Raw genomic sequence first — 18711 nt, forward strand, 5'->3', positions numbered from 1 at the left:
CTCGGCGTTTCAGGATCATCTTGCATCGCCTCCGGGACGAATCCGGCCAGTCGCGGATTCATTTAGTGACGAGCACGTCGAACTCGGGATCGTTCGACAATTTGCGGAATCGATCTTCCCCTGACCAGGCGATCACCCATCCATATTGCTCCTCCTCCTCACCCGTCCGAAGATCGGGCACGAGGTGCCAGAGCGTCTTGAGCTCTTCCTTGGCGGGATTTTCGGAGGTCGGCAGAATTTGGCCCGCCCAGGCGACCAGCGAATGCTTGTCGTCATCCTCTTCGCCATGTGGCACATAGCGATAGCTCACGGTGAACACGATCTGATCTGCGGTGACGAACCCTGTCACCGGGAACCTCTCCTTAAGAGGAACCGACCCCTTCGCGGTCTGGTATAGCCCGGCGACGCGATAATGCTCTGTGCCCGACCCTCCTGGGACGACCACGGAAATAATATGCTCGATTCTCAAAAGTGACCCAAGCTCGTTTTGCCAAGTTCCGGTCCAGCGAACCCCCGCCACTGACAATGCAGTCATCCAATCCTCCGATGTTATCGAGATCGACGTTGCCAGTTATGAACAGCGCGCCAGTGAAGCACAATGATCGCAGCACAAATCTACGACAAATTCGCAAAGATAATACTCCATTTTGGTTTGTTTTGTCACCAATTTCGATATCTATTCAATATATCTGAAATAATTCTTCGATTATCAATAATTTATCCATCGCAATATTTGGCACGACAGTTTGCCAGTGACGTTACCTCCTCCCGAATCCGGCATGCCCCGATTGTCTCGGCCGCGCCGGTCTTCCGAATGCCGCCGCGCCCATGGAAATCCATTCCCGCGTTCCTCATATGACGGGTGCCGCTAGAGAGGGATCACCCCATGCCCCGCCCGATGAAGATCGATTTCGTGTCAGACGTCTCCTGCCCGTGGTGCATCATCGGGCTTCGCGGGCTTGAGGAAGCGCTGGCGCGGACCAGCGACCTGATCGATGCACATATCACCTTCCAGCCCTTCGAACTCAATCCGGCCATGCCGCCCGAGGGCCAGAACATCGTCGAGCATGTCGCGGAGAAATACGGCTCGACGCCCGAGCAGTCGGCTGCCAACCGCGAGATGATCCGGGCCCGCGCCGCCGAACTCGGCTTCACCATGCGCGGCACCGACCGGAGCCGCATCTACAACACGTTCGACGCGCACCGCCTGCTTCACTGGGCAGAGATGGAAAGGCGTCAGCCGGCGCTGAAGCGCGCGCTGTTCGACGCCTATTTCACTGACCAGCAGGACCCGTCCAACCATGACGTGCTGGTCGCCGCGGCGGAAAAGGCAGGCCTCGATCCCGACGCCGCGCGCGAGGTCCTCGCCTCCGGGCGCTATGCGGAAGAAGTGCGCCAGGCCGAGCAGCTCTGGCAATCGCGCGGAATCAGCGCGGTGCCCGCCATCGTCATCGACGATCGCTATCTCATCTCCGGCGGCCAGCCGCCCGAGGCATTCGAGCAGGCGCTGCGCCGGATCGCAACCGAGGCATGACAGGCTATCTCACCAGTCAAACGAAGGATAGTAGACCATCCGGGCGTCACCTCGGTCATCTGTCCGTGAACAGAAGCGTCACCGGTCTTCCCGGAACTTCAGGATCATTGGACATGGCTCTCGATATCGACAGGCTGGCTGGCCCCGAGTCGCTCCAGGAAAATGAACCGGGGGTGAGCGGGCGGAAAAAGAGGCATAGGACCGATCCGAGATCAATTCCGGCCCGGCCCGTCTTTGGAAAAAGTCAAGACGTTGATTATCAATGATTTTTAACGAACATCGTGCGATACGACCGCGAAACGTTTCGGACTGCTCCCGATCCGGCACAGCCGGCGGCAACGTCCCGTCGCGAATCTCCTGCCCAAGATTAACATTCTTTGGACTTCGGCGTGGTGAAGAATATATGACGTCGACATGACAACGCCTCCACCGGACGGGTCGCGGGATCGCCGGATAGAGGATCCTACCAACCTCTGGATCATCCACCCTGCCGGGCGCGCCCTTCTGCCCTGGGCGGTGGAACATCGTGTCTCCGCCAACTTGGTTTCGGTGGTCGGGCTTGGCCTCGGCATCCTCGCCGCTTCGGCCTATGCCCAATGGCATGACTGGCGCTTCGCCCTGGTCGGTCTCGCCCTTTCGATCGGCTGGCTGATCGCTGACGGACTCGACGGTATGGTCGCCCGCGCGACCAATACCGCCAGCGCGGTCGGACGCGTCCTCGACGGCGTGTGCGATCACGGCGTGTTCATCCTGATCTATGTCGTCATCGCCACCTCGATCGGGACCGGCGAAGGCTGGGCCTGGGCCTTGGGCGCGGGGGCGGCCCATGCCGTCCAGTCAAGCCTGTACGAGGGCGAGCGTGCCCGCTTCCACCGGCGTGCGCGGGGGCTATCGCGCGGACCCGCCTTGCCCGCATCGGGCAACCCGGTGGTGCGTGGCTATGACTCACTCGCCACCTGGATCGACCGGGTCTCCACCCGCTTCGACAGCCTGTTCGATGACCGAACCATCGCCCTGCGGCTCGCCGCCGCCTATGCCGCCCGTGCCGCCGCGCCGATGCGGCTGATGATCCTGCTGACGGCCAATGTCCGGGTTTACGCGATTTTCCTCGCGTGCCTTGCCGGTGATCCGCGCTGGTTCTGGTGGTTCGAACTCGTACCTTTGTTTATCGTCACCATCATCGGCATCGCCTGGCATCGCCAGGTCGAGTCCTCTTTGTTGAGTCAATTCTCGGCCGCCACCCCCGTGACGGCAGTTCCTTCATTCTCTTTTCACTCCAAGGATAGCAATCGACCATGAACAGCATTCGGATCGCCCTGGTGGGCGTAGGCAACTGCGCAAGCTCGCTGGTGCAAGGCCTGGAGCATTATCGGGACGGTGCCAACGACAATGTCGGCCTGATGCACTGGGAACTCGGCGGCTACCGTCCGAGCGATATCCAGGTTGTCGCCGCCTGGGACGTCGACAAGCGCAAGGTCGGCCGCGACGTGGCCGAGGCGATCTTCGCCAAGCCCAATTGCACCGCGATCTTCTCGCCGGTGGTCAAGCCGACCGGCACCAAGGTGAAGATGGGCAAGATCCTCGACGGCTTCGCCGAGCATATGGCTGATTATCCCGACGACCGCACCTTCCTGCTCGCCGACATCGCCGAGCCGACGAAGGATGAGGTGGTCGCCGAGCTGAAGGCTTCGGGCACCGACGTGCTGATGAACTATCTCCCCGTCGGCTCGCAGCAGGCGAGTGAATTCTATGCCGAATGCGCGCTCGAGGCGGGCGTTGCCTTCGTCAACAACATCCCGGTGTTCATCGCCAGCAACCCGGAATGGGCGCAGCGCTTCACCGACGCGAACGTGCCGATCATCGGCGACGACATCAAGGCGCAGCTCGGCGCGACGATCGTCCACCGCGTGCTGACCGATCTCTTCGCCAAGCGCGGCGTGAAGCTCGATCGCACCTATCAGCTCAACACCGGCGGCAACACCGACTTCCTCAACATGTCGAACCGCAAGCGGCTCGCCTCGAAGAAAGTCTCAAAGACCGAAGCCGTCCAGTCGGTCGCGGCCGAGCGGCTCGAGGACGAGAACATTCATGTCGGCCCCTCCGACTATGTCGCGTGGCAGAACGACAACAAGATCTGCTTCCTGCGCATGGAAGGCCAGTTGTTCGGCGGCGTGCCGATGAACCTGGAACTGCGCCTGTCGGTCGAGGACAGCCCGAACTCGGCCGGTGTCGCGATCGACATGATTCGCTGCGCCAAGCTCGCGCTCGACCGCGGCCTGGGTGGTCCGATCGACGGTGCCTCGGCCTATTTCTGCAAGCATCCGCGCAAGCAGATGACCGACGACCTCGCCCAACTCGCGGTCGAGGAATTCATCGCGGCGTGATCGACACAGCGATCCTGCTCGCAGCCGGCGAAGGCAGCCGGCTGCGGGCGCTGGCCCCCTACAAGCCGCTCTGCGTGGTGGCGGGCAAGACCTTGCTCGAACACGCCATCACCGGCTTTGCCGCGGCGGGCATCCGCCGCGTGATCGTCGTGCTCGGCTATGGCGCCGACGCCATCACCGCCAGCCTTGCCACGCGCGACTGGCCGGTGACAGTCGAGACGGTCATGTCGGCCGATTACCGCAAGCCCAACGGCGTGTCCGTTCTCGCCGCGGAGGCGGCAACTCAAGGCGGCGAAGCGCTGCTGGCGATGTGCGACCATCTGGTCGATCCGGCCCTGTACCGTCGCCTCGCCACGGTCGGCGCTCAGGGGGGCCTCACCCTCGGCATCGACCGGCTGCTCGAACAGGAAGCGGTCGACATGGAGGACGTCACGCGGGTCGAGACCAGCGGCAACTCCATCGTCGCGATCGGCAAGGGCATCGATATATTCGATTGCTTCGACACCGGCGTCTTCGCGATCGGCCCCGCCCTGTTCGAGGCGCTGAAGCGTTTCGACGCGCCCTCGCTCAGCGCGGGCGTCGGCTATCTCGCCGGCCAGGGCCTCGCGCATGTCGCTGACTGCACCGGGATTACCTGGATCGATGTCGACGATCCCAAGGCGCATGTCCTCGCGGAACGCTGGGCCTGCGCCCTGGCCGCCTGAGCGCTTCCGCGACGAAAGCACATCAGGCTCGCACTGGCGCCGCGACCGGTGATGCGTCAGAACAATGCCAATGCCCAAGAACCGCTACCATACCGCACCGCCGGGCGACCATTTCGACGGCACCCGCTTCTTCAATCCCGGCCAGCCTGCCACGGACCGATCGCTGTCGGACATCCTGCGCTGGAAATTCGGCGAGCGCCCTGCCCGCTGGCCGGCAATGGTGCCAGTGGAGCAGGCCCGCCCCGATCCGGCGCCGGAGGGGCTGACCATCACCATGGTAGGCCACGCGACGTTGTTGATCCAGGCGGCCGGCATGAACATCCTGACTGATCCCGTCTGGTCCGACCGCGCGAGCCCCCTGTCCTTCGCCGGCCCAAAGCGGGTGACCGCCCCGGGCATCGCATTCGAATATCTTCCGCCGATCCATGCCGTGCTGCTCAGCCACAATCATTTTGACCATCTCGATCTCGCCACGCTGCGGCGTCTGCATGCCGGGCACGCACCCCTGATGGTGATGCCGCTTGGCAACGATGCGATCGTCCGGCGCGCGATACCGGAGGCCCGCATCGCGGTCGGCGACTGGCACAACCGGATCGACCTGCCGCAAGGCGTCGCCACGATCCTGACTCGCGCGAACCACTGGTCGGCGCGCGGCCTTGGCGACCGGCGCATGGCTTTATGGGCAGGCCATTGGCTTGAGACCCCGGCCGGCTCGGTCTGGTTCGCCGGCGACACCGGCTATGGCGACGGCACGATCTTCCGCGACATCCGCGCCCGTCACGGCACGCCCGACGTCGCGCTGATCCCGATCGGCGCCTATGAGCCGCGCTGGTTCATGGCCAACCAGCACGTCAACCCGGCCGAGGCCGTGGCGATCCTGCAGGATGTCGGTGCGCGCCGAGCTCTCGGCATCCATTGGGGAACCTTCCAGCTGACCGACGAGCCCCGCGACGCGCCGGTCGAGGCATTGGCGGCAGCACTGAACGCCGAGCAGGTGCCGGCGGAGCGTTTCGTCGCGGCGGAAGCCGGCGGGGTGTACCGGTTCTGAGAGAAGGCGCCGCGGCGGATCGCGTCCGCCGCGGCAGGCCCCTATTTCGGCAGCACCGCCGCCCTGCTCAGCTTGAAGCTGGCCTTCACCCCGGCCGCCTGCGCCATACCCGGCCGCGATACGGGCTGTCCGCCGCCGACCCAGACATCCACCGTCCCCGGCACGACCTTCCGCTCGCCCTTCGCGTCCACCACGCTCAGCGCGCGGTCGTTCAGCGTGAACGAGACGGTGCGCTTCTCGCCCCTCATCAGATGGATACGCTTGAACCCCTCCAGCGCGCGGACCGGTGTGCCGGCCATGCCCGGATGCGACACGTAAAGCTGCACCACCTCGTCGCCATCCTTCGCGCCGCTGTTGGTGACATCGACCGAGACCGTGACCTCGTCCTTCGCCACGACGCGCGGATTGGCATAGCCGAAGCGCGTGTAGCTCAACCCATGGCCGAACGGATACAGCGCCTCGCCCTTGAAGTAGCGATAGGTCCGCCCCGCCATGGCATAATCCTCGAACGGCGGAAGCTGCTCTGCGCTTTTGTAGAAGGTCACGGGAAGCCGCCCGGCCGGGCTGTAGTCGCCCGCCAGCAGCCCGGCGACGGCGTTGCCCCCCTCCTCGCCCGGATACCAGGCCTCGACGATCGCCGGCACATTGGCGTCGGCCCAGTTGGTGCTCAGCGCGCTGCCGTTCATCAGCACCAGCACCGTCGGCTTGCCCGTCGCCTGGACCCGCTTCAGCAGCGCCTCCTGCGGCGCCGGCAGGTCGAGGCTGGTGCGATCGCCGCCGGCAAAGCCCGGCGCCTTGATCTTCATCTCCTCGCCCTCGATCCGCGCTGAGAGCCCGCCGACGAACACGACGAGATCCGCCGATTTCGCCGCCGCGACGGCATCGTCGCCATTCTGGCTCGGCGGGCTCCACACCAGCCGCTGCTTGCCGCGCGCGCCGCGCTGGAAGCCCTCGACCCGGATCGGATATTTCTTCCCCGCCTCTAGCGAGATCGCCCCCGACAGGATCGAGGGCGCATCGCCCACACCCCATTCGTCCACGACGAGTTTGTCGCCCACGAACACGCGATAGCCATTCTCGCTGGAGAAACGGAACCGGTACTCGCCCGTCTCCGGCGCGATGATCGTGCCGGTCCAGCGCGCCGATGCCGCCTTGTCGCCATTCCATTCGATGCCGGCATTGGGCGCGGTGCGTGTCTCGACCGGCACCCCCTCCAGGTTGGTGCCCGCGAAATATTCCGCCTTCAGCCCCGGCGTCTTGCACTCGGCGTCGACGCAGAACACGCTGTCGGGCACCACCGGCTCGGCGGGGCCGACCAGCCCGGTCCCTTCGGCGAAGACGATTTTCGATTGTGGGAAACGCGCGCGAATACCGTCGAGCACCGTCACCGGCCGCGACGGCGTCCCGTAATAATTGCCCACCAGCGTATCCATCGAGTCCGCATTCGGCCCGATCACCGCGATCGTCTTCGGCGCGCCCTTTAACGGCAGCAGATCGCCCTGGTTCTTTAGCAGCACCATCGACGCCTCCGCCATCTTGCGCGAGAGCGCACGGTGCGCCTCCGTGTCGTTGTCCGCCGCCGTGATGCTGGCAAACGGCCTGACCGGCGTATCGATCAGCCCGAGCCTGATCCGTGCCGAGAACAGCCGCACCAGCGAGCGGTCGACCGTCGCGATCGCCAGCAGGCCCTTGTTGACCGCGTCGACGATCGAATCCGCATCGGTCGTCATGTGGTTGCGGTAATCACCGCAGATCAGGTCCATGCCAGCCTCGAACCCGGCGGCCACGCCCTCGGCCGGCGTCTTGCGGTAATGCAGACTGTCCGGGCGATAGATGTTCGCCGCCGCGCCGCAATCCGACACGACATAGCCGGTGAAGCCCCAGTCCTTTCGCAGCCGCTGGTTCATCAGGAAATCATTGGCGCAGCCGGGCACGCCGTCGATCGCATTGTACACGCACATGATCGACTGCACCCTGGCCTCGGTCACCGTCGCGCGGAACGCGGGGAGATACGTGTCCTCCAGGTCGTGCGCGCTTGGATGCACGTCCTCGCGATGCCGGTTCGATTCCGGCCCGCTGTGCACCGCGAAATGCTTCGAGGTGGCGATCGTCTTATAGTAGTTCGGGTCGCTGCCCTGCAGGCCGTTGATGAAGGCGATGCCGATCCGTCCGGTCAGGAACGGATCCTCGCCATAGGTCTCCTGACCCCGGCCCCAGCGCGGATCGCGGAAGATGTTGATGTTCGGCGACCACACGGTCAGCCCGCGATAGAAATCGGTGCTGCCGTCAGGGTGAACGCGCTCGACATATTTCGCGCGGAACTCGGTGCCGATCGTGTCGGCCACAATACCCATGAGGCTGGTGTCCCAGGTCGCGGCCATGCCGATCGCCTGCGGAAACACGGTCGCGATGCCCGCCCGGGCGACGCCGTGCAGCCCCTCGTTCCACCAGTTATAGCGCGGCACGCCGAGCCGTGGGATGGCGGGCGCGGTATGGCCGAGCTGCGCCGCCTTCTCCTCAAGCGTCATCTTCGCGACCAGAGCTGCCGCGCGTTGCTCGACCGAGCCCCCGGCATCCCGAGTCGTCGGCACGTCCTGCGCGAAAGCCACACCCGAGACGAGGAACGACACCGTCGCGGCCGCCGCCAATAGCTTGAACTTCATCAGATACCTCTCCCGCTTTTTGAGAGGTCTAACCAAAAAATGGTAGCGGTACCAGCCCTGACCTGATCCCTAGCCTGACCTAAATGCGATCGACCGGTCGTCCCAGCGCCCGCTGGCCAAGCAGCACGGTCGTCAGCGCAATCGTGCCCGCGACCACCGAAACCCAGAAGCCGTTCCGGGCGCCGAACGCATCGATCGTCAGACCTGCGGCGAAGGAGCCGAGCGCCATGCCGATGCCGATTCCGGTCATCACCCAGGTCACGCCTTCCGTCAGCATCGCTTCGGGCACATGCCGTTCGATCAGCCCGAACGCGGTGATGAAGGTCGGTGAGATCGCGATCCCGCTGAGGAATACCGCCAGCGCAAGCCACACCACCGTGTGCGGCAGCAGCAGCGGCAGGGTCGTCAGCGCGGTGACGCCGACGGCGATCGCAAGCTGGCGATGCAACGGCAGCTTGAGGCTCAGCGCGCCGATGATGATCCCCACGACGAAGGAACCCATCGCATAGACGCCGATGACCAGGCTGGCGGCGCCGGGCTGGCCGAGTTCCTTGGTGATCGCCACCACGCTGACTTCGGCGGTGGCGAAGGTGGCGCCGATGAAGATCAGCGTGAAGGTGATGATCTGCACCGGCCGCAACAGGATCGCGGAGCCGCCATGCTCGCGGGAAACCGGCCGCACCCTCGGCTCGGTCGAGCGCTGCAGGATCAGTGCCGTGGATCCGAGGGCAAGGAAAATGGTGCTGACGAGCATCCCCGCTTCAGGGAACAGGGCGACGCTCAGGCCGACCGACAGCGACGCGCCAGCGATATAGACCAGTTCGTCGGCAGCCGATTCGAACGCGAAGGCAGTGGTGAGTTCCGGGCTGTCGCGGAAAATCTCGGTCCAGCGGGCGCGCACCATCGCCGGGATGCTCGGCATCGCGGCCGCGAAGAGCGCCGAGGCGAACAATGCCCAGACCGGCCAGTCCCGGTTCGCTGCAGTGATCAGCACCACGAACGCCGTCACCGAGACGAGAGTCGCCGGAACCACCACGCGAGTCTGCCCGAGGCGGTCGACCAGGCGCGAGATTTGCGGGGCAAGCAGTGCGTTGGTGAGCGCGAACGTCGCTGCCACGGCCCCCGCCAGCCAATATTCGCCATAGGTCTGGGACAGCATGGTGACGAGCCCGATCGGCGCCATCGCGATCGGCAGGCGCGCGAAGAATCCAGCCGCCGCAAATCCTCTCGTTCCCGGCGCCTGGAATATCCTGCTGTACGGATTGGCCATGGTCGGTCCCTCGATTTCTCACGGCCGCCACTTCCGTAAATGACATACCCGGCGTATGTTATTCGAGGTAGGATCGCGCGGGGCGCCTGTCAATTGACATACGCAACGTATATTATTGGAGTGAAGCATGGCGCATCGCCCGCGCAAGGAGATGATCGCTGAAACGCGCGCCAAGCTGATCGCGGCGGGCCGCGAAGCGTTCGGCACGACCGGCTACACGGATTCGTCGATGGATGATTTCACCGCCGCATGCGGCCTCACGCGCGGCGCGCTCTATCATCATTTCGGCGACAAGAAGGGCCTGATGGCGGCCGTCGTCGAGCAGATCGATGCTGAGATGACCCAGCGGCTCGATCAGGTGGCGGCACGGGCACCGAGCCGCTGGCAGGGCTTTATCGACGAGAATCTCGGCTATCTGAAAATGGCGCTCGAGCCGGAAATCCAGCGCATCGTGCTGCGCGACGGCCCGGCCGTGCTCGGCGACCCGTCGAGCTGGCCCACCTCCCAGGGCTGCGTTGCATCCATCTCCTCCAGCATCAGCGTGCTCCAGGCTGAAGGCGTGGTCGTCGCCGACATGGACGCGGAGGCGGCCGCCCGCCTGATCATCGGCGCCTCGACCCAGGCGGCTCAATGGATCGCCAATTCGGACGATCCCGAAGTGACCTTGGAAAAGGCCGTGGCGGCATTCAGGACGATGCTGGAAGGGTTTCTCGCCTGAGGCGATGTTCGCGCCGCACAAAACCGAAGGTCGCCAATCCTAAAATTCTCGTCATAATCGGCGCGGTCGTCACATCGCGGGGAACAAGAGAAAATCATGCGCGGACTCATCATCGCTACCACAGCCCTGCTGCTCGCCGCACCGGCGCTCGCAAAGGATGAAGCGGGCAAGCGCCCGACGGTCGACCCGGCCCGCCTATCGGCCACGGTCAGGACACTCGCATCCGACGCATTCGAGGGCCGTGCGCCGGGTACGCCCGGCGAGCGCAAGACCATCGATTTCCTGGTCGCGCAGTTCAAGGCGATGGGGCTTCAACCCGGCGGCGACAAGGGCAGCTGGACTCAGGCGGTGCCACTGATCCACACCCGTATCGGCACGGGCGGCTCGGTATCGCTCGCCACCGCGACCGGCGACCGCACGCCATTGGCGCAGGGCACCGACATCAACCTCACTACCGTGCGCGATGCGCCCCGCATCGACATCGCCTCGGCGCCGATGGTGTTCGTGGGCTATGGCGTCCATGCGCCCGAGGCCGGATGGGACGATTTCAAGGGCATCGACCTGAAGGGCAAGGTTGCCGTCTTCCTGATCAACGACCCCGATTTCGAGGCGGTCCCCGGCGAGGACTCGGCCGGCCGCTTCGGCGGTCGCCGCATGACCTATTATGGACGCTGGACCTACAAGTTCGAGGAAGCGGCGAGACGCGGGGCGATCGCCGCCCTGATCGTTCACGACACGGCCGGGGCAGGCTATGGCTGGAGCACCGTGGCGGCGTCGAACGGCGAGAATTTCGACATCGTGCGCGGCGCGGCCGATCAGCGCGTGCCGTTGCAGGGCTGGATCGAACATGATCTCGCGACCCGCATCTTCACCTCGGCCGGGCTCGATCTCGCCGCGCTGCGCAAACAGGCGCGCTCCACCGCCTTCCGCCCGGTCGAGATGAAGGGGTTAAGCTTCAGCGCCGCCCTGCCCGTCACCGTCGAACACATCGAGAGCGCCAATGTGCTCGCGACCCTGCCCGGCAGGACCCGTCCCGACGAAAGCGTGATGTTCGCCGCGCATTGGGATGCGTATGGCGCGGGGCCGGTCGATGCGCAGGGCAGGACGATCCGCCCGGGCGCCAATGACGACGCGCTCGGCGTCGCCGGCGTGCTTGAGCTTGCCCGGCTGTTCAAGGCAGCGCCGCGCACTGATCGCTCGCTGGTCTTCGCGTTGTGGACGGCGGAGGAGCGCGGACTGCTCGGGTCAGAATATTATGCGACTCACCCGGTCAAGCCGCTCGCCACGACCGCCGCGAACCTGACGCTCGATATCCTGCAGACAGCCGGCCCCGCGCGCGACGTCATCCTTGTCGGCGCGGGCAATTCGACCCTCGACGCGGATCTCGCCGTCGCCGCCACGGCGCAGGGCCGGACGATCACGCCCGAGACCTTCTCCGAACGCGGCCTCTTCTACCGCGCCGACCATTTCTCGGTGGTGCGCAAGGGCGTGCCATCGCTGCTGCTGATGGCGCTCGGCGGCGCGTCCGATCTCGCCACGGGCGGCCGTTCGGCCGGGCGGAAATGGCTCGACGATTATATGACCTGCTACCACAAGACCTGCGATTCCTGGTCGGCCGGCTGGGACCTGCGTGGTGCGGCAGCTGATGTCGCCCTGTTCCAGGCGATGGGCACCGCGCTCGCCAGGGGCGGCAACTGGCCGGCCTGGAGCAAGGGTTCCGAATTCGAGGCGGTCAGGGCGAAGACGGCCGCGGAACGGCGCTGATCGTCCGCGATCGCCAGAAGGGTCGGATGGCAAGCCGGACCCGACAGATCATAGGGGGAAAAGAACACATGCATCGTCGTCATTTCATCGCTGGTGCGGCCGCCGTCACGGTCGCGGCAGGATTTCCCGTCCGCGCGGCGACCCGCGCCGCAAAGGGAGACGCCGCGTTGCGCGCCATGCTCGACCGCTTCTTCTATGGCCGCCTCGACGAATCGCCTGAACTGGCGACTCGCCTCGGCCTGGATAACGGCCCCCGTGCCGGCCTGAAGGCAAGGCTCAGCGACGAATCCGCGAAAGGCCAGGCGCGCGACCTTGCCCGCGCGAAGGCGGAATTCGCCGAATTGAGCCGCTTCGACACAAGCGGCCTGTCCCCGGAAGCGAAGCTCGACCATGAGGTGGTGACGTACCAGCTGACCCGCGCCATCGCCGGGGCTGAACGGTTCACCTATGGCAGCAGCCTCGGTCGATTTACCCCTTATGTGCTGAGCCAGCTTACCGGGCCGTACCGCGACGTGCCCGATTTCCTGGAATCGCAAGCGCGGGTCCGCGACGCCGCCGAGTCGGACGCCTATCTGGCCAGGCTCGAGGCGTTTCCCAAAAGCATCGACGACAGCACCGACCGCCAGCGCAACGACGCGGCACGCGGCGTGTTCGCCCCCGACTATATCCTCGATACGACGCTCAGGCAGTTGGCCAGCGCGCTTGAGCGGGCCGCCGACCAGACCGTCATGGTATCGACCTTCGCGACCAAGCTGAAGGCGGCGAACCTGTCGGCCGATGCCGCGGCCCGCGCGGCCTCGATCGTGGAGCAGAAGGTCTTCCCGGCGCTCCAGCGTCAGCGCGCGCTGGTGACTGAATTGCGCGCCAAGGCCGTCCATGACGCCGGTTGCTGGCGGCTGCCGGATGGCGACGCCTACTATGCGGCAGCCGCCGAAGCCGCGACGACCGTGGCGATGAGCGGCGACGAGATCCACCGCCTCGGCCTGGCCCAGGTCGCCGAGATCGGCGCGCGCATCGACTCGATCCTCAAGACTCAGGGGATGGCCAGCGGCACGGTCGGCGAGCGTCTGGTCGCGCTGAACGAGCGGCCCGATCAGCTTTATCCGAATACCGATGCCGGCCGCGACGCATTGCTTGCCCAGCTCAACCGGCAGATCATGGCGATGCACGCCCGCCTGCCCGAAGCGTTCGCGACCCTGCCGAAAGCCCCGGTCGAGGTCCGCCGCGTGCCGCCGACGATCCAGGCAGGGGCGCCCGGCGGCTATTATGAGAATGCCTCGCTCGATGGGTCGCGACCGGCGATCTACTACATCAATCTGCGCGATACCTTCGACCGCCCGAAATTCGGCCTGGCGACCTTGACTCATCATGAAGCGGTGCCCGGCCACCATCTCCAGGTCAGCCTGGCGCTCGAAAGCACGGAGATCCCGCTGATCCGCCGTCGTGGCTTCTTCAGCGGCTATTCGGAAGGATGGGCGCTCTACTCGGAACAACTCGCCGACGAGATGGGAATGTACGAAGGCGACCCGCTCGGGCAGGTCGGCTATCTCCAGTCCCTGCTCTTCAGGGCGACCCGACTGGTGGTCGACAGCGGCATGCACGCGAAACGCTGGAGCCGCGAGCAGGCGACCGACTATCTGATCGCGACGACGGGTATCGCCCGCGGCCGAAGCCAGGGCGAAATCGATCGCTACACGGTCTGGCCGGGGCAAGCTTGCAGCTACAAGATCGGCCACACCGCCTGGGTCCGGTTGCGCGCCGAGGCGCAGAAGCGGCCCGGCTTCGACCTGAAGCAATTCCATTCGGTGCTGCTGAAGGGCGCCATGCCCCTCGCGGTGCTCGATCGCGTCGTGCGGGAGCAATGGGGGATCGCCTGAGCCGCGATCCGGCAGCGAGATCGACGGCCCAGGGCTTTTCCGGATGCCTCAAACCCCGGGATCGGCGACCGGCTGGCGCCGCGCCGCCGCGCGGCTCGGCGCAAACGCCGGAAGCAGGCGCGCGCCGGCGCCACCGCGCTCCAGCGCGAGGGCGAGGCCCAGCGCCGCCACCGCCAGCGACACCCCGCCGATCACATCCACCAGATAGTGCGCACCGTCGATCGGGGTCGAGGCAAGCATGGTGAGGTTGAGCAGCACCGCCGGGATGCGAGCGAAGCGGACGCCCCAGAATCCCCAGATCAGCAGCACGGCGCCGCATGAATGAAAGCTCGGGAAAGTGATCAGCCCCGCGCCCTCGGCCGGGTTGAGCGTGGCAAGCGTCCCGTGGCGCATCGCCTCGATGAACTTGATATGCTCGAACGTGCTGACCGGCTTCAGATTGTCGAACTGGTCGAGCGATACCTGCAACCCGGCATAGACCGACACCGCCGGCACGAAAACGAAGACCATGCAGGCGACGAACAGGCTCAGCGCAAAGGCGAAGGTGAAGAGGTGCAGCCGCCGCAGTTCGCCCTGCACGACCAGCAGGAAGACCAGCACCAGCGGCTGGACGAGGAAGCTGCCATAGGCAAAACGATAGAGGACGACGAGTATCGGATGGGAATCGACCCAGCGGGCATAGGCGAACCAGTCGAACCCGAGCGCGCGGTCGATCCCCAGCAGCAGTGAGTCGCGATAGGGAAAGCCGCTCGCCGCGGCCGCGAAGCTCAGGAACATGCCGAACATCATGATCAGCATGAACTGGAGGAAGGATTGCATGCCCCCCGCGATCATCGGAATCGGGCGCACCAGCCGGTGATAGACCACCAGCGCCAGCGCGATGAGGATCGGGAGCAGCGTGACGTTGGACAATGCCGGTCTCACGCCGAGCACCGCGAGCGCGACGACAGTGACCGTCCCGAACAGCCCCAGCATCGTCCAGCTCAGCGCCGCAGCGTGTGTGTGATCGGCATCTTCCACGTCGTATTGCTACGGAGGGCGTGGTTAACGCACCCCTAATTCACTGCAAAAAACCGGCAATTTCTGAGGATTTCCGCGAGCCCGCAGAAAAAAGGGGCGGCATCGCTGCCGCCCCTTCCCTGTCCGTCGATCGGTCGATCAGAAGCGGTAACCGAAGCCGATCAGGCCCTGGTGGCGCTGCAGGCCGATATCGGCACCGAAGTCGTTGCCGGTGCTGTAGTGGGTGTAGAGATACTCGATCTTGGCATAGGTGTTCGCCGAGACCGGCAGCTCGTAACCGGCACCTGCGTGCCAGCCGTCCAGGTTGCCGCTCTCGGAGCTGCTGGCTGCCGGCGTGATGCGGCTATACGTTCCCGTCGCGCGGCCATTGGTATAGCCGCCCTTCACGTACAGCAGGCCGCTGCGCACGACACCACCGGCGCGCACGCCCGCGGTGATGTTGCGGCCAGCCTTCAGGCAGACCTCGTTATTGGTGGTTACGCGGGCGCACTTCTTGGTGGTCGCGCCTTCGATACCGGCATAGGCGCCGATGACGAAGCCCGAGTTGGTGGCATAGTCGTACCCGACCTCGCCGCCGAACGCGAAACCGACCTTCGAGGCGCTTTCGCCGCCGGCCTTCAGCACCACATCGTCGACGCCGATACGCGCCTCGACGCGCGCGCCGCCCTTGAATTCGGGCGCTTCGTCCTGCGCCATGGCGGGCGTGGCAATGACGAGTGCCGCGACGGACGCGAAAATAAACTTGGTGTTCATATATTCCCCCGGTGGAGTTGTTTATCGAATTGGCCGCTCGTTGACGGCGGGGCGACCCCTATTTGTTCCGTGATGCAATGCAACAAAAATGCAACAACCTGACCCGCGGCCTGGGGCTTTTCCGAAAGTGTGTTGCCTGACTGCAACACCGGAATTCCGGTTTCGCTATCCCCGTCCGGCGTCCCTGTCCGGCGCCCCTGTCCCGCGCTACGTTACCGAGGGCGGCGCGAGTGTCCCCAACCACGCGACAAGGGCCAGGATGATCGTCGCCGCGCCGGTTTCGAGCAGGATGCTGGTGCGCAGGGCTCGCGCGGCTTCCCCGATATCCGCGGACGATTGCGCTGCAGCAAATTTCGGCACGAGACGCCAGCGATTGGCGGCCGCGAAGGCGAGCATCGCGGCGAACAGCAACAGCTTCGCGATCAGCAGCCGGCCATACGGAGTCTCCGGCAGGAGGAGCAGCGCCGCCGGGCCGACGATCATCCCCACGTTGATCGCACCGGTCGCGAGAATCAGCGCGACCAGCACCGAACCGGCGACCGCAAAGCGGTCAAGGGCCAGGCGGGCCTCCGCCACCGCCGCCTCGCCGTCAAAGGGTGACGCGAGCATCCCGAGCAGCATGGCAAGCGCCCCGACCCAGGCCGCCGCCGCCATCAGGTGCACCGTGTCCGACAGACGATGGATCGCGCCCCACGCCCCCTCGGCGACTGCGGCGTGCCCGGTCCAGGCAAGCGTCGCGAGCGCGAACGCCCCCGTCGCGGCGACGGGCCAGCGCGCCACCTCGCTCCGTATCGCCAGGGCAAGCACGAGCACGATGGCCAGCGCCGCCATCCGCAGAAGGAAGGCGCCGCCTGGCGCCGTATCCACCAGCACGAAGCGCACTGTTTCGCGGTCGAGGCCGGCGATCGGCACGCCCGCCATCTCCGCTGTCATGGCGACGAAAGCGGCGGCGCTCAGGACCAGCCCGAGCCCCGCCAGCGTCGTTAAAATCCTTCGTGGACGGATGCGTGGGCGCCCGCGGGGCGCGTGGAGCGGATAGACCGCCAGCCCGAACAACAGCATCAGGTCGACATAGAGGCCGAACCTGAGCCCGATCTGCACCCAGCCGCTCACACCCTATTTTACGGAAAAGCTGTGCACGCCCGTGATCCGATGCGTGTCAGCGCTGACCACGACCCAGTCGGCGCGATAGGTGCCGGCCGGAAGCGGCTTCGCCATGGTCAGCACGATCGACTTGCCGTCCGCCGCGATGGCGCTCGTCACGCCGGTCATCTTCATCGGCCCGTGATTGGCCATGCCCGGCATGCCCGTCATGGTCAGCGTCGCGCTCGACAGCGCCGGCATCAGCCGCTCGCTGAAGGTCAGCTTGACCGTGCTCGTCCGCGCGACCGTCGCGTCGGCGGCGGGCACCGCGGCGACCAGCCGGGGGTGCGCCAGGGCTGCGCCGGGCGCCATCACCGAGACGAGGGCGGCAATGATCGCAAGGGCCGGATTGAACTTCATGTCGAACTCCTGTGGAATATATCTGGTCGATACGCGACAGCGGCACACACCCCTCAACCGAATCCGAGGGATTTTATCCCGCGGTGCGTATCGGGCGGGACAGAAAGGCAGATCATGGGCAACAATATCGACGACGCGCTGGCGCGCCTTTCCTCGGCCACGCCGCATGAAGGCCTTGCCGGGCTGGAAGACCGCGTGCTCGGTGCGATCTCGAGCCAGCCCGCATCCGGCCTCGGCACGGGCGCGACCCTGGCCGCTACTGGCCTGGCGCTCGTCCTTGGACTGGTCAGCAACGTCATTCCATCGTCCGCCGCACGGGCCGCGCCCGCGCTTTCGCCTTTGGGCGCGCCAAGCCCGCTGGCGCCATCGGCCTTGCTGGGCGGCCCGCAATGACTCCGCTCCGCCTCGCCCTCGTCGCGATCCTCGCCTTTGTCGCCGCCGTCACCGGCGTGCTGGTCGGTCGGCATTTCGTTGCCGCACCGGCGCAGCCCGGGGTGGATCTCCACGCCGTGCTGCACGACCAGCTGACGCTCGACGCTGATCAGGAACGTCGGCTGCATGTGCTGGAGGACGGTTTCGCGGTGCGCCGCCGCGCGCTCGAAGGGGAAATGCGCGCCGAGAATGCCCGCCTTGCCCGGGCGATCGCCGCCGAACACGGCAATGGTCCGGGCGTCTCGGCGGCGGTCGACGCCTCGCACCGCACCATGGGCGAGCTGCAGAAGGAAACGCTGGCGCATATCTTCGCGATGCGGGGCCTGCTCCGGCCCGATCAGACGGCGACGTTCGACGCCGCAGTCACCAGGGCGCTGACCGAAGACGCGCGGTGAGCAAAGGGATTGCCGACAGGTCGGACGGCGAACTCGCCGCCCTGTGCCTGGCGGGCCAGCGCCGCGCCTTTGCGGAGATCGTGCGCCGGCACAAGGCACCGCTCCACCGTCTGGTCGCGCGGCTCATCGGCGACGAGGAGGAAGCACTCGATGTCGTCCAGGAAGCGTTTGTCTCCGCCCACGACGCGCTGCGCCGTTATGACCCGGCACGGCCGATGCGCGCCTGGCTGGCACGCATTGCGATCAACAAGGCGCGCGACTGGCGGCGGCGGCGGATGGTGCGCCGCCTGATCTCCGTGGTGCTGCCGCTCGACCATGCCCTGGACGCCGCGGACGATGTCCCGTCGATCGAGACGCAGGCCGCTGACCGGCAGGAACTCGACCGAGTCGCGGCGGCGCTCGCGACCTTGCCGGGCAATCTGCGCGAAGTGCTGGTGCTGCGCACGATCGAGGGCCTGAACCAGGCCGAGACCGCCGGTATCCTCGCGATCAGCGAGAAGGCGGTCGAGACGCGCCTCTACCGCGCACGGCAGAAGCTCGCGGATCGGCTTGGCGACACGGCCTGACCCTACCGGACTATCTGCCCGGTTTTTTCGAGGGCTGGCCGAAGGGCCCGCGTATCTTCCATGACCCATCCACCCGCAGG

At 65.8% G+C, this 18711-nt stretch carries 18 protein-coding genes; 11 read left to right on the forward strand and 7 right to left on the reverse strand.

The annotated features are described in order from the left end of the window. Positions 1 to 58 precede the first annotated feature (58 nt). Positions 59 to 535 (reverse strand): avidin/streptavidin family protein, encoded by a 477-nt coding sequence (locus NDN01_RS12415; RefSeq protein ID WP_272627834.1) that lies wholly within the window; start codon positions 533 to 535, stop codon positions 59 to 61. A 351-nt stretch (positions 536 to 886) separates the two neighbouring features. Here NDN01_RS12415 and NDN01_RS12420 point away from each other — a divergent pair, with 351 nt between their 5' ends. From NDN01_RS12420 to NDN01_RS12440, 5 genes are all read left to right on the forward strand, one after another. Further along, positions 887 to 1534 (forward strand): DsbA family oxidoreductase, encoded by a 648-nt coding sequence (locus NDN01_RS12420; RefSeq protein ID WP_272627836.1) that lies wholly within the window; start codon positions 887 to 889, stop codon positions 1532 to 1534. 414 nt (positions 1535 to 1948) lie between these two features. After that, positions 1949 to 2833 (forward strand): CDP-alcohol phosphatidyltransferase family protein, encoded by an 885-nt coding sequence (locus tag NDN01_RS12425; protein ID WP_272627838.1) that lies wholly within the window; start codon positions 1949 to 1951, stop codon positions 2831 to 2833. After that, the gene (locus NDN01_RS12430) at positions 2830 to 3918 is read left to right on the forward strand and encodes an inositol-3-phosphate synthase (RefSeq protein WP_272627840.1); all 1089 of its coding nucleotides are present in this window, start codon (positions 2830 to 2832) and stop codon (positions 3916 to 3918) included. Before NDN01_RS12425 ends, NDN01_RS12430 begins: the two co-directional genes overlap by 4 nt. Further along, positions 3915 to 4622 carry a phosphocholine cytidylyltransferase family protein gene (locus tag NDN01_RS12435; protein WP_272627842.1) on the forward strand — a complete coding sequence of 236 codons (708 nt, stop codon included), beginning with the start codon at positions 3915 to 3917 and terminating at the stop codon, positions 4620 to 4622. The genes NDN01_RS12430 and NDN01_RS12435 overlap by 4 nt, the downstream gene beginning before the upstream one ends. Before the next feature lie 64 nt (positions 4623 to 4686). Then, complete coding sequence (locus tag NDN01_RS12440; protein ID WP_336298367.1) at positions 4687 to 5670, forward strand: MBL fold metallo-hydrolase; 984 nt, start codon at positions 4687 to 4689, stop codon at positions 5668 to 5670. A gap of 41 nt (positions 5671 to 5711) precedes the next feature. Here the strand turns inward: NDN01_RS12440 and NDN01_RS12445 are convergent, their stop codons facing one another. Together NDN01_RS12445 and NDN01_RS12450 are read right to left on the reverse strand one after the other, a co-directional pair. Continuing rightward, on the reverse strand, positions 5712 to 8333 hold the full coding sequence (locus NDN01_RS12445) for a glycoside hydrolase family 3 protein (RefSeq protein WP_272627845.1): 2622 nt from the start codon (positions 8331 to 8333) through the stop codon (positions 5712 to 5714). Positions 8334 to 8412: 79 nt separating this feature from the next. Then, the gene (locus tag NDN01_RS12450; RefSeq protein WP_272627847.1) at positions 8413 to 9603 is read right to left on the reverse strand and encodes an MFS transporter; all 1191 of its coding nucleotides are present in this window, start codon (positions 9601 to 9603) and stop codon (positions 8413 to 8415) included. 127 nt (positions 9604 to 9730) lie between these two features. Here NDN01_RS12450 and NDN01_RS12455 point away from each other — a divergent pair, with 127 nt between their 5' ends. The 3 genes from NDN01_RS12455 to NDN01_RS12465 all read left to right on the forward strand — a co-directional run bounded on the left by NDN01_RS12455 (position 9731) and on the right by NDN01_RS12465 (position 13962). Beyond that, positions 9731 to 10321: a TetR/AcrR family transcriptional regulator gene (locus tag NDN01_RS12455; RefSeq protein ID WP_272627849.1), complete on the forward strand. Its 591-nt coding sequence runs from the start codon at positions 9731 to 9733 to the stop codon at positions 10319 to 10321. Between the two features lie 96 nt (positions 10322 to 10417). Then, positions 10418 to 12085: a M28 family metallopeptidase gene (locus tag NDN01_RS12460; protein ID WP_272627851.1), complete on the forward strand. Its 1668-nt coding sequence runs from the start codon at positions 10418 to 10420 to the stop codon at positions 12083 to 12085. A gap of 68 nt (positions 12086 to 12153) precedes the next feature. Continuing rightward, positions 12154 to 13962, forward strand: coding sequence for a DUF885 domain-containing protein (locus tag NDN01_RS12465; protein ID WP_272627852.1), 1809 nt, complete (start codon positions 12154 to 12156; stop codon positions 13960 to 13962). 48 nt (positions 13963 to 14010) lie between these two features. On the opposite strand, the gene NDN01_RS12470 is transcribed toward NDN01_RS12465, so the two are convergent. From NDN01_RS12470 to copC, 4 genes are all read right to left on the reverse strand, one after another. Beyond that, entirely contained in the window at positions 14011 to 14982 is a 972-nt protein-coding gene (locus NDN01_RS12470; protein ID WP_272627853.1) for a phosphatase PAP2 family protein, read from the reverse strand. Between the two features lie 138 nt (positions 14983 to 15120). Continuing rightward, on the reverse strand, positions 15121 to 15735 hold the full coding sequence (locus tag NDN01_RS12475; protein WP_272627854.1) for an outer membrane protein: 615 nt from the start codon (positions 15733 to 15735) through the stop codon (positions 15121 to 15123). A 207-nt stretch (positions 15736 to 15942) separates the two neighbouring features. Beyond that, a complete protein-coding gene (gene copD / locus NDN01_RS12480) occupies positions 15943 to 16848 on the reverse strand; it encodes a copper homeostasis membrane protein CopD (RefSeq protein WP_272627855.1) in 906 nt (301 codons plus the stop codon). A gap of 3 nt (positions 16849 to 16851) precedes the next feature. Beyond that, positions 16852 to 17238 (reverse strand): copper homeostasis periplasmic binding protein CopC, encoded by a 387-nt coding sequence (copC, locus tag NDN01_RS12485; RefSeq protein ID WP_272627856.1) that lies wholly within the window; start codon positions 17236 to 17238, stop codon positions 16852 to 16854. A gap of 114 nt (positions 17239 to 17352) precedes the next feature. Here copC and NDN01_RS12490 point away from each other — a divergent pair, with 114 nt between their 5' ends. The 3 genes from NDN01_RS12490 to NDN01_RS12500 are packed head-to-tail and all read left to right on the forward strand — an operon-like array spanning position 17353 to position 18631. After that, positions 17353 to 17631 carry a hypothetical protein gene (locus NDN01_RS12490; protein WP_272627857.1) on the forward strand — a complete coding sequence of 93 codons (279 nt, stop codon included), beginning with the start codon at positions 17353 to 17355 and terminating at the stop codon, positions 17629 to 17631. After that, positions 17628 to 18065: a periplasmic heavy metal sensor gene (locus NDN01_RS12495; RefSeq protein ID WP_272627858.1), complete on the forward strand. Its 438-nt coding sequence runs from the start codon at positions 17628 to 17630 to the stop codon at positions 18063 to 18065. The genes NDN01_RS12490 and NDN01_RS12495 overlap by 4 nt, the downstream gene beginning before the upstream one ends. Then, positions 18062 to 18631 carry an RNA polymerase sigma factor gene (locus tag NDN01_RS12500; RefSeq protein ID WP_272627859.1) on the forward strand — a complete coding sequence of 190 codons (570 nt, stop codon included), beginning with the start codon at positions 18062 to 18064 and terminating at the stop codon, positions 18629 to 18631. The genes NDN01_RS12495 and NDN01_RS12500 overlap by 4 nt, the downstream gene beginning before the upstream one ends. Positions 18632 to 18711 lie beyond the last annotated feature (80 nt).

Source organism: Sphingomonas sp. QA11, assembly GCF_028473665.1.
Classification (GTDB): Bacteria; Pseudomonadota; Alphaproteobacteria; order Sphingomonadales; family Sphingomonadaceae; genus Sphingomonas; species Sphingomonas phytovorans.

Coding starts and splice junctions, on each gene's coding strand:
- NDN01_RS12415 (WP_272627834.1), bottom strand. CDS start 535: ATGACTGCATTGTCAGTGGCGGGGGTTCGCTGGACCGGAACTTGGCAA.
- NDN01_RS12420 (WP_272627836.1), top strand. CDS start 887: ATGCCCCGCCCGATGAAGATCGATTTCGTGTCAGACGTCTCCTGCCCG.
- NDN01_RS12425 (WP_272627838.1), top strand. CDS start 1,949: ATGACAACGCCTCCACCGGACGGGTCGCGGGATCGCCGGATAGAGGAT.
- NDN01_RS12430 (WP_272627840.1), top strand. CDS start 2,830: ATGAACAGCATTCGGATCGCCCTGGTGGGCGTAGGCAACTGCGCAAGC.
- NDN01_RS12440 (WP_336298367.1), top strand. CDS start 4,687: ATGCCAATGCCCAAGAACCGCTACCATACCGCACCGCCGGGCGACCAT.
- NDN01_RS12445 (WP_272627845.1), bottom strand. CDS start 8,333: ATGAAGTTCAAGCTATTGGCGGCGGCCGCGACGGTGTCGTTCCTCGTC.
- NDN01_RS12450 (WP_272627847.1), bottom strand. CDS start 9,603: ATGGCCAATCCGTACAGCAGGATATTCCAGGCGCCGGGAACGAGAGGA.
- NDN01_RS12455 (WP_272627849.1), top strand. CDS start 9,731: ATGGCGCATCGCCCGCGCAAGGAGATGATCGCTGAAACGCGCGCCAAG.
- NDN01_RS12460 (WP_272627851.1), top strand. CDS start 10,418: ATGCGCGGACTCATCATCGCTACCACAGCCCTGCTGCTCGCCGCACCG.
- NDN01_RS12465 (WP_272627852.1), top strand. CDS start 12,154: ATGCATCGTCGTCATTTCATCGCTGGTGCGGCCGCCGTCACGGTCGCG.
- NDN01_RS12475 (WP_272627854.1), bottom strand. CDS start 15,735: ATGAACACCAAGTTTATTTTCGCGTCCGTCGCGGCACTCGTCATTGCC.
- copC (WP_272627856.1), bottom strand. CDS start 17,238: ATGAAGTTCAATCCGGCCCTTGCGATCATTGCCGCCCTCGTCTCGGTG.
- NDN01_RS12490 (WP_272627857.1), top strand. CDS start 17,353: ATGGGCAACAATATCGACGACGCGCTGGCGCGCCTTTCCTCGGCCACG.
- NDN01_RS12495 (WP_272627858.1), top strand. CDS start 17,628: ATGACTCCGCTCCGCCTCGCCCTCGTCGCGATCCTCGCCTTTGTCGCC.